General features: G+C 59.9%; 10 protein-coding genes and 1 CRISPR repeat array. Of the genes, 2 read left to right on the top strand and 8 right to left on the bottom strand.

Annotation, left to right across the window (positions count from 1 at the left end; genetic code table 11):
• Positions 1-109: 109 nt before the first annotated feature.
• The 5 genes from QYE77_RS08780 to QYE77_RS08760 form a co-directional block, all read right to left on the bottom strand.
• Entirely contained in the window at positions 110-571 is a 462-nt protein-coding gene (locus QYE77_RS08780; protein WP_315625017.1) for a rhodanese-like domain-containing protein, read from the bottom strand.
• A gap of 96 nt (positions 572-667) precedes the next feature.
• Positions 668-3328, bottom strand: coding sequence for a PKD domain-containing protein (locus QYE77_RS08775; protein WP_315625016.1), 2661 nt, complete (start codon positions 3326-3328; stop codon positions 668-670).
• Positions 3329-3510: 182 nt separating this feature from the next.
• Positions 3511-4911 (bottom strand): glycosyltransferase family 39 protein, encoded by a 1401-nt coding sequence (locus QYE77_RS08770; protein WP_315625015.1) that lies wholly within the window; start codon positions 4909-4911, stop codon positions 3511-3513.
• Between the two features lie 18 nt (positions 4912-4929).
• Positions 4930-5682 (bottom strand): rhomboid family intramembrane serine protease, encoded by a 753-nt coding sequence (locus QYE77_RS08765; RefSeq protein WP_315625014.1) that lies wholly within the window; start codon positions 5680-5682, stop codon positions 4930-4932.
• A complete protein-coding gene (locus QYE77_RS08760; protein WP_315625013.1) occupies positions 5679-6314 on the bottom strand; it encodes a guanylate kinase in 636 nt (211 codons plus the stop codon). Before QYE77_RS08760 ends, QYE77_RS08765 begins: the two co-directional genes overlap by 4 nt.
• Before the next feature lie 97 nt (positions 6315-6411).
• Between QYE77_RS08760 and QYE77_RS08755 the strand changes: the two genes are divergently transcribed.
• Positions 6412-6813, top strand: coding sequence for an FmdB family zinc ribbon protein (locus tag QYE77_RS08755; RefSeq protein WP_315625012.1), 402 nt, complete (start codon positions 6412-6414; stop codon positions 6811-6813).
• Between the two features lie 9 nt (positions 6814-6822).
• On the opposite strand, the gene QYE77_RS08750 is transcribed toward QYE77_RS08755, so the two are convergent.
• From QYE77_RS08750 to QYE77_RS08740, 3 genes are all read right to left on the bottom strand, one after another.
• Entirely contained in the window at positions 6823-8112 is a 1290-nt protein-coding gene (locus QYE77_RS08750) for a hypothetical protein (protein WP_315625011.1), read from the bottom strand.
• 274 nt (positions 8113-8386) lie between these two features.
• Positions 8387-10791: a CRISPR direct-repeat array (repeat unit 37 nt; unit sequence GTTTCAGTATCCACTAACGGATCGAAGTGACTGCAAC).
• Between the two features lie 178 nt (positions 10792-10969).
• On the bottom strand, positions 10970-11428 hold the full coding sequence (locus tag QYE77_RS08745) for an iron chaperone (RefSeq protein ID WP_315625010.1): 459 nt from the start codon (positions 11426-11428) through the stop codon (positions 10970-10972).
• Positions 11429-11498: 70 nt separating this feature from the next.
• Positions 11499-11711, bottom strand: a complete 213-nt coding sequence (locus QYE77_RS08740; protein WP_315625009.1) for a hypothetical protein — start codon at positions 11709-11711, stop codon at positions 11499-11501.
• 210 nt (positions 11712-11921) lie between these two features.
• Here QYE77_RS08740 and QYE77_RS08735 point away from each other — a divergent pair, with 210 nt between their 5' ends.
• Positions 11922-13496, top strand: a complete 1575-nt coding sequence (locus tag QYE77_RS08735; protein WP_315625008.1) for a histidine kinase N-terminal 7TM domain-containing diguanylate cyclase — start codon at positions 11922-11924, stop codon at positions 13494-13496.
• Positions 13497-13505: the final 9 nt, after the last annotated feature.

Raw genomic sequence — 13505 nt, 5'->3', positions numbered from 1 at the left:
CCCCCGTTGGGGTTGAGATAGACGCAGATCGCCGCTCCTTCCAGCGATAAACCAAAAAGCGCTTCCCAGGTCCAGGGAAGCGCTTCTGGGCTTTTTTTACCCTTCTCCCCTACGGCCCGCTGACCGTGGGCAGGCCCGCCGCTGCCCAGGCTTTGATCCCGCCGCGCAGGCTGGTCACCTGGGTGAAGCCGGCCCGCAGCAGGATATCCCGCCCTTCCTGGCTGCGGTTGCCCGAACGGCAGTAAACCAGCACCGGGCGGTCGCGCGGCACCTCATCCACCCGCGCCGCCAGTTGCCCCAGCGGGATCAACGTGGCGCCAGGGATGTGATAGTCCGCCCATTCCTCCGGCTCGCGCACATCCAGCACCAGCGCGCCCTGATCACGCAAGGTTGCCGCCTGTACCACATCCACCTCCGCGGGCAACGCAGTGGTCGGCTGGGCTCGCAATAGGTTGGGCAATGCGATCACGCCCAACGCGATCACCCCGATCACGGCAATCCACGCCCATGGGGGTAACCCGGTTCTCGACGCACGCGTTGATCGTGACGTCCCTTTGCGCTGTCCCATCATCTGTACTCCTGGACAAAAAGAGTGTGCTCTGCTCTTTAGATGAGGCGACAGGGCAAAGGTTGCACCGTTGCCGGTTGGTCATGGCCATGCAGAGGGCTACCACCCCTCGGGCACCGTTTTCACCACGGTTCGATTGATACACAGCACATCCACCGACCAGGTTTCTTCGCGGTCGCTATGGGTCGCGATATCGGTGGCAAGGCCCCAAACCGGACCTTGCGGTACGATCTCCGCCTCCAGCAGGATGGGCCGCTTCCCGGATTCGAGCAGATCGCCGCGCCGGGCATCCACCCCCACCACCCCACAGACATAATCCCGGGTTGGTATATCCTCGGGGAGGAGGTAGAGAGGGTTACCGCGGGGAATGTCAAAATGCTCAAATCGGAAGGTGGGTTTCTCGGTCGCCAGATAACTACCGCGGCGGATACAGAGTAGATTGGCTTTCCAGGTCTCTTCCGGCCGGTTGTGAGTGACAAAGTCTAGGTAGAGCATCCAAGTGCCCCCGCTGGGGGCAGTATAGGCTTGCCACACCACGTCGTGAACGTTATTTTCGTCAATATCCCCCCACGCTGCCTCCTGCCCCACCACGCCGCAGTAGATGTAGGTATCCTGGTTCAACTGGGGGTCAGAGAAGACTGCTTTGCCCTCACCCTCCCCGCCCGGTAGATTGTTATACGTAAAATAATCAAAGACCCCACCCTCCCCCTTTTTATCCAGACATAGCACCGTGATTTCCCAACTCTCTTCGGCCTGATCGGAATGGGTTCGGAAATCGGCCGTCAGCCACCAGGTGGATTCGCGGTAGGTGTTGCTGTATTGGGGGTAGAGGTAGGCTTTCAAGATATCGCCATGGCCATTTTCATCCATATCCCCATTCCTGGCCACCATGCCCACTACACCGCAAACAAACCGATTCGCCGACCAGCCGGTATCCAGCGTCTGCCCGCCGGGGAGCGAAAATTTCGCAACGTGTGCTTCAACGTTATTCAGCAGGGCAAATATGGGATCGAGGGGAATCAGGCCGGGCCGCCACATCCCCAACAATTTGTACGCATTGATGAAGCCGGGTTTGCTCTCGGTATCCGAGCGGCCCTCTGCCGTGGTTACGGTCAAGCGGACGTCGTAAAGGTTATGGGTAGTGTAGGTATGCACCGGGTTGCGCTCGGTTGAGGTCGTCCCATCGCCGAAATCCCATTCCCAGGCCACGATGTGGCTACCGCGCGAGGTATCCTGGAAAGCCACCGTAAGCGGCGCCTGCCCAGAGGTGGGTGTGGCGGTGAAATCGGCTTGCAGTTTTTCCAGCACAATGACGCGGTCGGGGGCGGTGTAGGTTGAGGTGCCCTCCGCGTTGCTCACGCGCAGGGTCACGCTATATCCCTCGGGTCGTGGGGTGGTGTAAATGTGGCTGGGATTCTGCTCGTTCGAGGTTTGCCCATCGCCGAAATCCCACGTCCAGGCGGTGGGGTTGCCGCCGGAGCGATCGGTGAAGTTCACCACCAGCGGCGCCTCGCCCTGGCGGGGGCTGAAACTGAAATTAGCCGCCAGAGCTTCTCCCACCACCAGCACTTCTGAGGCGGTGGATGAACCGAGGGGGTTGCGCACGGTCAATTGCACCGTGTAGCGCCGCGCTTCCATGAAGGTGTGGGTGGGGTTGCGTTCGTTCGAGGTTGCCCCGTCGCCGAAATCCCATTGCCATTCCGTTGGATCGCCGCTGGACGCATCGGTGAATTGCACGGTGAGCGGCGCTCCGCCGCCGCTGGGGGCGAAGGTGAAGCGGGCCACCGGCGGGTTCGCCACCGGCATCAGGATCGCCACACCGGTGGTTTCGGGCACGTTCGGCCAGGTGAACACGATGCGCGAGCGGGGTGGAATGGCGCTGAAATCTATCCCCTGGAGGTTGAGTTGAATCTGATATGGGCTGGTACGGTAGGGGAAGAGTTGCAGCCCGGGGATGGGGTTGCCGGCCTCATCGGCCACATAGGCTCGCGGGGCATTGGCATCCACGTAGTTGTAGCCGGTGAGCGTGATCAGGCCGGCCGGGAAGATCAGTTGCTCTCCCACCCGCACCACCTCAACCCGCTCCGGGATCACCTGGCACACCCAGGGAGTGGGAATGGGTTCGAGTGCCGCTTGGCCGCTCAGGATGTTGCGCAACTTGCCCACGATGGTGTGGCCGATGAACTCTTGCAGGGTGGCGCCTGCTTTAGAGCCGAGGAAATCCACGTTACAGCGGAACTCGACCCCGGCGATGGCGGTCATTTGCTGCATGTTGAGACGCGCCTCGTTCATCACCCCTTTGATCTCAGCGGCCATGCGCCCGGCCATCGTCCCACCGGTGCGCTCCAGGGTGCGGATGATCTCGGTGCCGGCGCTTTCCCACTGGCCCGGCTGGCGGTCTATCACCTCAACCAGGCCGTTGAGGGTAGCCAGGGTATCCTCATCCAGCCCGATCTTCAGCCCATCTTCGACTACCCGTAGCAAATCATCCACCCGTTTCAGCGTTGCCTCATCAAAACCGGCTTTCATCCCCTGGCGGATGGTCTCGTTGAGTTCGCGGATCACCTGGCGCGTTTCCGGGCCGACCTCCATGCCGGTGGCCAGGGTGCGGTTGACGGCGTCAATCCGCGCCAGGGTTTCCGGCCCGAGATCACTGGTCGTTTCGATATCTAATTCATAGCTGCTGGGGATGTCACAGCCCGCGGCGAGCACGATGAGGGCCAGGACAATCAGGAGATTCAGGAACCGGGTCTTGTTCATGCTCCCCTCCTAAAGAGAGAAAAAGCCAAATAGCCGCAAGCACCTGACTGCGCTGCGGGATGCGCGCAACTCTACCGACAATCGCCTATTCAATTCACTAGTAAGGAGGGGGGAAGTTGAAGGAACCGTGCTCGATTTTAATCATAGCACGGGCTTGGTGGCGATTCAATAGGCCGGATATTTCATCGCCGCACCCACAGGGTTTTGGGGTAAAGGGTGTTCCAGGGCGATTGATCAGACCGGATAAAGGTGTCGCTCAAGTCCAGGCCTGGGTCGGCCAGCACAAAGCGCACCGCGAGGTCCTGGCGGGCGCTTGACGCTGTACAGGGACGGATTGCCCGGCCTAGGTTGTTCTGCCAGTAATACCAGAAAACCACCGTGTCATAATCGGGGATAACGCAAATGCCCTCACCCGGTTGCCATAGACCGGCCAGCACTGGCTCCAGGTCACGCACGGGGTTTTTGTGCAGGGTGTAGTATTGAACCAGCGTCGGGACGGCACTCCATCCCACCACCAACAGGGCAACTGCCGTGAGCGGACCGACCCGCTGCCGGTGGCATTCCATCCAAGATAGCGCCGCGGAGATTCCCCGCGCCGCCAACAGTGCCGTCCAGAAGGTGAGAAAGAGGATCTGCCGGCTGTGAAGAAAGTAGTGGCGGTAGGCATTCATCGCCACGATCAGCCCCACTGCCAGCAGGTTGATGCCTAACGCGCTCAGCAGGCCACCTCCGCGCTCTCTTACCACGATGACAAGCCCGCCCAAGGCCGCCAGCGCGACCAAGACAAACCACAGCCACCCCCATCCTTGGAGGGGAAATAAGGGTAGTATCCCCATCCCCCCTAGCAGGAAAGTCACCAACGTGGTTTGGGCAAAAAGGGGCACGCGGTAGCCCGGCACGCCGCCAAAATAAAGCGCGCTACCGGCCAACCCCAGGGTCAACCCAATCGTGCTGAGCAGTAAAAAGCGCCAGGCGCGGCGATCCCGGGCCCACAAGCGGCGGCGTAGCGCCTCGCTCCACACCGCCCCCAGCCCGAAAATGGTGTAAATGTGGAACAGTAAACCGATAGCGCCGATCAGGGTAAAGACCAGCCAGGCGCGGGCATGGCCGGTTTGGAGGGCATTAAAGCCGGCCAGAATCACCGCCAGATAGAAAAAGACCAGTGTAGCGTAAAAACGCAGTTCCTGGGAATACATGATCAGGGTGGGCGAAAGCGCCAATAACCCGGCGGTCAGCAGAGCCGTGCGGCGGTCGGCGTAATGGCGCGCCAGGCCATAGCCCAGGTAGATGCTGGCGGTGCCCCATAGCGCATCCGGCAGGCGCAGCCACTCGCCGCTCAGCCCCAAACGCGCTACCAACCAGGTTTGCAGGTAGTGCAGCGGCATGGCCATGACGTGCCCCTTGGCCACTGCCAGCGCCCCCGCCAGATCGGGCTGGATCGAAGCGCTCCATACCCCGATTTCATCCACCCAGAAGGGCTGGGCTGGCAGACGGTAAAGGCGCAGCCCCAGCCCGACCAGCAGGACGGTCAAGGGTCCGAACGCGTCATGTAACGAGGCGGAACGGGAACTCGCCGCAGGCATACCCCCTGGTCGTCCCCCCTAAAGCCATCCCACCCGCAGCACCACCAGCAGGGTAAAGACCACGGCCACCCCCAGCCCCACCCACAACGCCTGGCTGCCCTTGCGCCGATTGGTCAGGTGGTAGCCGTTCATCTGATAGGTCGTCTCCCACACCGGCCCGGCCGACCAGGCAAACGCCAGCCCGCCGATCAGCCCGCCGAGGTGACCCCAGTTGTCAATCTGCGGCGAAAGGCCCAAAATCAGGTTCACCAGCAGGATCCCCCCGATGTTCATCAGCATCCCTCGTGCGTTCTGAAAGAGGTGGCGATTCTGGTAGATGAAGACGGCTTCCGCCGCCAGCAGGCCGAAGATGGCGGTGGAAGACCCCACCGAAGGTTCCGGCGACATCAGGAACGAGACCACGTTGCCAGCGTACCCGCTGAGCAGATACAGTGCCAGGTAGCGCCCGTGGCCGTAATAGCGTTCCAGGCCGGCGCCGATCACCCACAGTGCGTACATGTTAAAGGCCAGGTGCAGAATTGAGCCGTGCAGCCACAACGGGGTGAGCAGGCGCCAGTATTGCCCTTGCACGATGGCGCTATTGACCTTGGCGCCCAGCGCAATCAGCAGGTCGTCGCCGAAGAGAGTCTGGCTCAGCCTCTGCCCCAGGTAGATCAGGATGCACGAGGCCAGTATCAGATAGGTCACATAAGGACGCCGCGCCGGCAGGTGCCAGTAGATGCGCACGGCGCCGGGGGTTTCGGGGGAAGGTTCAACGGGGGGTTGGGTCATAGCGTAATCCGGCGGGGGTGGACGCGCAGGTGCTCCACCTGGATGATGGCCACGATCTGATCCACGGCTTGTTCCAGGTGATCCTGGCGGTTGACCACCACGTAATCGAACATATCCAGGTAGGTCAGTTCACGCCGCACCGCTTCGATGCGCCGCTGGAGCGTTTCGGGCGTCTCGCTGTGGCGGTTGATCAGGCGCTGGTACCACTCGCGCACGTTGGCCGGCGCGAGGAAGATCAGCACGGCCTCGGGGCAGAGCGCGCGCAGGCGTGCCGCACCCTGCACATCCACGCGCAGGATGACATCCTTGCCGCTGGCCAGCGCCTGGCGAATCTGCGCCTTGGGCACGCCCTTGTAATCGCCGTAAACCACAGCATATTCCAGCATCTCATCCGCGGCGATCATGCGCTCGAATTCCTCGCGCGAGACGAAGATATAATCCACGCCATCCACCTCACCCGGGCGCGGGGGGCGGTCGGTGGCGGTGACCACGAAGTGAAGCGGCAGGTTGCGCTTTTTGAGCGCCTGTAAGACGGTATCCTTGCCCACCCCGGAGGGTCCCGAAAGCACGATCAGCAAGGGTTGGGGGCGGGTCAGTTCGAAGAACAGGGGTTCATCCAGCGCAGGTTCCATCCGATGTCCTCAGCGGGGCGGGCGTTCTTACTTTTTTCTGATATACCATTGATTATAATTGATTTGATTCATTCTCATTCTCCAAGGAGTACCATCCGTGCCAACCTACGAGTACCGCTGCCTGGATTGCCGTAAACGGTTTGAGGTGTTCATGACCTACGCCGAATACGGAACGCGCGCCGTGACCTGCCTGCATTGTAGCAGTAGCAACGTCCAGCGGCGCATCGGGCGGGTGCGGGTGGCGCGTTCGGAGGAAAGCCGCCTGGAAGACCTGGCCGACCCGAGCAAACTGGCCGGCCTGGAAGATGACCCCAAAACCCTGGGGCGGATGATGCGCCAGATGAGCAAGGAGGTCGGCGAAGACCTGGGCGACGTGTTCGATGAGGTGGTCAGCCGCCTGGAAGCCGGCCAGAGCCCGGAGGATATCGAGCGCGAGATTCCCGAACTGGGGAGCGACGAAGCGGGCGGCGACCTGGGCGCAGACGATTACGACCTTTAGCCCTGCCGATCAGCTGCCCGTTTGCGCCAGCAGGTGTTGCAGCGCCTGATACGAGGTGACCCAGGCAATGCGGCGCAGGAAGGTCGCCAGGTCGGGGGAACGGGCGCGCAGGGTGCGCACGGCCTCGCCCACCGGGTCTTGTCCCTGGGGGCCGAGGGGGGTATCGGCATAAGCCCCGTAGAAGGCAAAGTAGGCCTGGTTGAGGCGGCGAATGGGGTAGCCATGCTCCCAGAAGAAGCGCCGCCGCGCTTCCATGTACGCCTCGGCCTCGTCCACCTTGCCCGCGGCGAGCAGGGCGTCCACGGTGACGCGCGTGGTGTGCATCTCGGCGCGAAAATCAAACGCCTTGGCTGCACCGCCATCGGAGGAGGGCGGATGGGCTTCGTTTTCCGTTTCCGAGGGTAGAAATTCGGGGTAATAGCGGGCCAGGACGGCGCGGGCGATCTCTTTGCCGGCCAGGCTGGCGGTGGTTTCGTTGATCGTGCGCATTTCGGGGGAGGCTTCGTAAAGCAGGCCGAGCGGGTGCAGGGTGAGGTAGTTGTGGATCCACTCGTGCGCTACCGTTTCCACCAGCCAGGGCAGGTTATCCGAACGCATCACCATGGTGGGGTAGATGCCGATACCGCCGACCGGCACCACCAGCGCCGAGACGTTCAACCCGCGCTCGACGACCTGCTCGAGGTGGGTGATGGTTTCCAGGGGGAGGTCGGGCTGGAGGGAGATATCGGCCTCCTGGCGGATGACCGTGCGTGGGGAGACGATGAGCGCCATCGGCAACGGGGTGACGTGGTAGAGCAAGGGGGGGATGGGCTGCCCTCCCACGCTCAGGCCCAGATCGGCGATCACGGTGCTGATCTGATGCTCGAGGACAGCCTCGGCCAGCAGGCGCTGGCGCTGCCACTGGGCCAGCAGGCGCTCGCGTCGTGCCACCAACGGGGCCGTGAGCACCTGTGGGTTTTTGACTGCGGGGTTGGCGTAAAAATCGGCGATATCGGCTTCGACCCGATCGAGTTGGCGCACCAGGTCGAGGTAGTCCAGCACGGCCTGGCGTTGTTGGGCGGGGGTGAGGTAACGCGGCAGGTCGAGCACGGCCTGCCGTTCTTTTGCCCATAAGGCGTCCAGCGTCCAGGAGACGTAATCGAACTCCCAGGGGCGGGTGAACTGGCGCACCTGGGAGGGCACATCCTCGCGAATGAGATCGCCGGCCCGGAGGGAAAGCAGCGCCGCCAGGAGGAGGGCGAGGTACAAAAACGTCCGACCCACCCGGGCGAGGCGGCGGAGGAAGGAACGCAGGAACATAGACAGGCTTGATTATACGCGCTTTGGATTAAGCCAGCCTGAAACGGGGGAAACCTATCCTGGAAACCGAATGGAGAGCAACAGACATAAAAAACGCCGCGCACTCTTACGCCCGGATTGCATCTCCCTTTCGGGCGTGCTGTGCGGGTCACTTGCACCTCGGAGTTTTTGCGCTTGCCGGAGCGCCCACCATCCCGGTCCTCTCAAGGCGTGCTCTGGGCGGCTACACCCCAGGCGCATAAATTTACTAGCAGATCCGAAGGGGAGATTCAAGGTTTCAGTATCCACTAACGGATCGAAGTGACTGCAACCCTGGGCGGTGAGGCGGTGAACCTCGGGCCGGATGAGGTTTCAGTATCCACTAACGGATCGAAGTGACTGCAACTCGCACCGACGGCCGAACAGAGTGCAAAACTCCGAAGTTTCAGTATCCACTAACGGATCGAAGTGACTGCAACTTGACAACCAGTCAGCGCGCCGGTCAGGGAAGCGTGGTTTCAGTATCCACTAACGGATCGAAGTGACTGCAACGACAAAGCATGATCAAGAAGGTGTTACCGTATCTACGTTTCAGTATCCACTAACGGATCGAAGTGACTGCAACACGCCAACGGCTGTGGTGATGTCGTATGATGTGTGTGTTTCAGTATCCACTAACGGATCGAAGTGACTGCAACCAAAATGGAGCGTGCACGTAAGGCATTTGAAGAGGATGTTTCAGTATCCACTAACGGATCGAAGTGACTGCAACATATTACAATGTTTTGTTCGACAAAAAGTTGTGGCGTTTCAGTATCCACTAACGGATCGAAGTGACTGCACCGGGGGGTTATAAGAGATTTTTCGTCGAGATCTCGGAAGGTTTCAGTATCCACTAACGGATCGAAGTGACTGCACCCGTACTCCGCCCGCATAAACCGATGAAATGCTTCCTGGTTTCAGTATCCACTAACGGATCGAAGTGACTGCACCGTTCGCAACTTTAGGATTAGGCGGCGTTGTGCTTGGTTTCAGTATCCACTAACGGATCGAAGTGACTGCACCCGGTCTGTACCTTTACCCAGGAACCATTCAACTGCTTGTTTCAGTATCCACTAACGGATCGAAGTGACTGCACCTGAGGGCGCTGGATTTGTTCTGTGGTTGCGGCGGTGCTGTTTCAGTATCCACTAACGGATCGAAGTGACTGCACCCTGTCTGGTGGTGGAATAACGGAGTTTTATATAGATGTGTGTTTCAGTATCCACTAACGGATCGAAGTGACTGCACCAAAGAGGTGTAAATGAAAACAGTGAGATGCGAAAGATGGTTTCAGTATCCACTAACGGATCGAAGTGACTGCACCACTCAGCAATCAAGTACATGGCAGCGAACTTTAGTGAAGTTTCAGTATCCACTAACGGATCGAAGTGACTGCACCAAATCCCGGCCGGAATTACTGCGATTGGACTTTGGTTTCAGTATCCACTAACGGATCGAAGTGACTGCACCCAGACGATCTATATCCATGGAAGGGGAGGAAGGGTTGTTTCAGTATCCACTAACGGATCGAAGTGACTGCACCCTGGAAACCGGGCGCATCGCAATGATCTGCATGACAGGTTTCAGTATCCACTAACGGATCGAAGTGACTGCACCTGCTGAGCAAGGCTATTCAGGAATTGGTGAGACGATAAAGTTTCAGTATCCACTAACGGATCGAAGTGACTGCACCTCAGCCGGAAAACGCAATTTACCTCATTGGAGCGATAGTTTCAGTATCCACTAACGGATCGAAGTGACTGCACCAGACACAAATCGGGGTAGCATACTGAGTAACATGAGGTTTCAGTATCCACTAACGGATCGAAGTGACTGCACCTCCAACCTGGGGTTCATAGCCCTTTTTCTCAGTACCAAGTTTCAGTATCCACTAACGGATCGAAGTGACTGCACCCCTCCCCGGCTGCTAGCGCATCCGCCACCGAGATAGCGTTTCAGTATCCACTAACGGATCGAAGTGACTGCACCGGACCGGCCGGTTCGGGCAAAACATATACCGCGCTAGTTTCAGTATCCACTAACGGATCGAAGTGACTGCACCCGTTTTTACATCCTGAAGTGACTTCATGATTTTTGCATAAGTTTCAGTATCCACTAACGGATCGAAGTGACTGCACCTTCTCTGTCCTGCGCATCCAGACTTAACTCAATTGTTGTTTCAGTATCCACTAACGGATCGAAGTGACTGCACCGCATTTCCCGCTTTGATGGCACGGTGTACACCCTGGACGTTTCAGTATCCACTAACGGATCGAAGTGACTGCACCGCCGTACATTTTCACATTATTATCTTGACAAGCAATGTTTCAGTATCCACTAACGGATCGAAGTGACTGCACCGAGTTCCGCTGGTTCTGGTGGTGATTGGACTGGTGGAGGTTTCAGTATCCACTAACGGATCGAAGTGACTGCACCTAATTCCATTGTAACGAGGACAACATGAGTTGCGAAATTGTTTCAGTATCCACTAACGGATCGAAGTGACTGCACCCCGGATACGAACTTTTGCAGTAAAAAACCGCCCTGGCGTTTCAGTATCCACTAACGGATCGAAGTGACTGCACCAGACCGCAGCGCAGAAGAAGCCATCCGCGCTTTACGTTTCAGTATCCACTAACGGATCGAAGTGACTGCACCCCCCGATTTTGACCTTATTATAGCCCACTTTAAACAAAAATCAAGCCTCTACGTGCGTCTGGAGGGCTGTTTTAACCCCTTCGTCGCCCCCTGCGCGGACGGCGCATCGCAAATCGGTTTTTGCTTAAAAACAGGGGGGATTTGCGAAAGAACACCTCCGCTGCCGCGCGGTTTGACATCATCCCGCCGGGCGCACGGCTCTGCGCACCAGCGCAGCAACCTGTTCCTCCACCGCCGGGGTCAACGCCAGCAGCGCAAAGGCGGTAGGCCACATTACGCCCTCATCGAGGTGCGCCGCATCGGTGAAACCGAGGGTGGCATAGCGCGTCTTGAATTTCTGCGCGCCCTGAAAGAAGCACACCACCTTGCCCGCCCGGGCATAGGCGGGCATGCCGTACCACAGCCGCGGGGTGAGTTCCGGCGCTGCCGTGGTGATAATTTCATGCAGACGCAGGGCCATCGTGCGGTCGGGTTCGGGCATCTCGGCAATCTTGGCGCGCACGGCTTCCTCACCCGCGTCCTTGCCGGTGCGGGCAGCTTTCAATTCGGCCGCCCGTTCGCGCATGGCAGCGCGCTCTTCGGCACTGAATTCCTGCTCGGCAGGGGTGGAGGTTGGATCGGATTTACGCGGGGACATACGTTTCTCCCAATGTCGGTCTATGGCTCCAGCGCGGGAAAGCCGCGCCGGTTGAACATGTGGATCATGATCAAGTATATCCTGTTTTCACCGTCTCGCCAGCGGTTTCCCAATGCTGTTTCAAGTCACCAACATGGCGGGCGTGGGGTATCGCCTGGGCGGTCAACACCCAAATCGTTCCGTTCTTCTTGCGCTGGAGGTGGGGGCGGTCATCCCCTGGCAACCAGCCGGAACGTTCGCGCTTGGCATGCTCCGAATCGCCGCGTGAAAGCCGGGGGAACAAGGGCGGCCGGGCGCGCTCCCAATCCCCCCGGGATATGCCACTCCGCTGCCCCTGGCTTGGGCGGGATTGGCGTCCCATCCCCGCGTGGGCGCTGGGCTCCAAAACGGGTTGGGGTCAACGTAAAGCGATAGAGGTTGGACCTGCTGCCGTTGTGGCGCGCGGTTCGGGTGTAAAATAACCGTACCAGTACGTAGTGTGGGTGGGTCGGGGATGAATGTTTACCTGGTCTTTTTAATCCTGGCGGGGGCGGCGGAGGGACTGCTCCTTTACCCCCTGGCGCTCAATTTGCGCGCCCCCGCGCAGCGCACCTCCCTGGCCCTGTTCTGGTTCCTGGCCGGCGGCACCGGTCTGCTGATCACCTACAGCCTTTCACTGGCGCTGGCATCACCCACGGTCACAGTGCTGGCAGCGCAGTTGCAGTACGCCTTTCTGGGGGCACTGCCGGTGTTGTGGCTCTTCTTCGCCCTGGAGTACAGCGGGCAGAAAACGTGGTTACAGCCGATGCGGGCCTGGCTTTTCGGCGTGGTGCCCCTGCTCACCTTCCTGCTGGTGTTGACCAACCCCTGGCATCGCCTGATTTGGGAAAGTTACCGCCTGGTCGAGCAAGGGCGCTTCCTGCTCTTTCGGGTTGAGCATTACGGCGCCTGGTTCTGGGTGCATCTGGCGTATTCCTACGCCTTGATGCTGGCCGGGGGGTACTGGATCCTGCGCGAGTGCGGTGGTCGCCACCTGCCGCGCTACCAGATGGCGCGCCAGATGGTGGCCCTGGCCCTGCTGCCGCTGGCGTTCAACCTCTTTGACCTGTTCTACGCCCTGCCGCACTGGGGGCAGGGCCTTACCCCGTTGGGGTTTGCGCTCTCTGGCATTGGGTTGGGCGGGTTGCTGCTGCGCTACCGCGGGTTGAACCAACTGCCCATCGCCCGCCAGGCCGTCTTCGATCACCTGAGCGAGGGGGTGATCATCCTGGATCATCAACTGCGGGTGGTGGATCTCAATCATGCCGCTCAGCGCTTGTTCCAGTTAGAGCGCGTAGCCTGGGTGGGTGAAAGCGTGGCCGTCCTGTTTCCCTTTTGGCATGCCGGGTTGATCCCGAGCACATCCGACCCGCTGGATGTGGATCTCTGCCTGCGCTCTGCCGAGACCGATGTGGCTACCTACTATCAGGTGCGGGTGATCATGCTCACCAATGCCCACGGGCGCGGGTTGGGCTACGTGATCACATTGAGCGATCAGACCGAGCGCATAACCTACCTGCAGGCCATCGAGCAAGAGGCCCAAACCGACCCCCTGACCGGCCTGTTCAACCGTCGCATGTTCTGGCAGATCGCTGCCCGGGCGGTGGCGCACAGCCAGGTGACCCACCAACCCCTGGCGTTGATTGAGATTGACCTTGACCACTTCAAAGCCATCAACGATGCCTGCGGTCATCTGATCGGTGATGCGGTGCTGGTGGAGATCGGTCACCGCATTCAGGGGGTGCTGCGGGCGACCGATGTCCTGGGGCGATTGGGCGGCGATGAACTGGTGGCGCTGCTTCCGGCGGTCACCATGAGGGATGCCGAAAGCATTGCTCAGCGCATGCGGCGCGAGGTTGCCGACCGCCCGATCCAGATCGAGGGTTGGGCGGTGATGTGCACCATCAGTTTAGGGGTGGCCGTCACCGATGGCGCCTGCCCGCTGACCCTGGAGCAGTTGGTGGATCAAGCCGACCGCGCGCTTTACCGCGTCAAACGGCGGGGCGGCAATGCGGTGGAGATGGAGATCATTGCGGCGCCGCCGTCCTAACTCCGGCCG

The organism is Thermanaerothrix solaris (assembly GCF_032334255.1).
GTDB lineage: Bacteria > Chloroflexota > Anaerolineae > Anaerolineales > Anaerolineaceae > Thermanaerothrix > Thermanaerothrix solaris.
This window is presented reverse-complemented; position numbering and strand designations above follow the sequence as displayed.

Excerpts from the sequence above, each read along its gene's own strand:
- QYE77_RS08750 (WP_315625011.1), bottom strand. The coding sequence starts at position 8,112 with ATGTTCCTGCGTTCCTTCCTCCGCCGCCTCGCCCGGGTGGGTCGGACG.
- QYE77_RS08735 (WP_315625008.1), top strand. The coding sequence starts at position 11,922 with ATGAATGTTTACCTGGTCTTTTTAATCCTGGCGGGGGCGGCGGAGGGA.
- QYE77_RS08745 (WP_315625010.1), bottom strand. The coding sequence starts at position 11,428 with ATGTCCCCGCGTAAATCCGATCCAACCTCCACCCCTGCCGAGCAGGAA.
- QYE77_RS08780 (WP_315625017.1), bottom strand. The coding sequence starts at position 571 with ATGATGGGACAGCGCAAAGGGACGTCACGATCAACGCGTGCGTCGAGA.
- QYE77_RS08765 (WP_315625014.1), bottom strand. The coding sequence starts at position 5,682 with ATGACCCAACCCCCCGTTGAACCTTCCCCCGAAACCCCCGGCGCCGTG.
- QYE77_RS08760 (WP_315625013.1), bottom strand. The coding sequence starts at position 6,314 with ATGGAACCTGCGCTGGATGAACCCCTGTTCTTCGAACTGACCCGCCCC.
- QYE77_RS08770 (WP_315625015.1), bottom strand. The coding sequence starts at position 4,911 with ATGCCTGCGGCGAGTTCCCGTTCCGCCTCGTTACATGACGCGTTCGGA.
- QYE77_RS08775 (WP_315625016.1), bottom strand. The coding sequence starts at position 3,328 with ATGAACAAGACCCGGTTCCTGAATCTCCTGATTGTCCTGGCCCTCATC.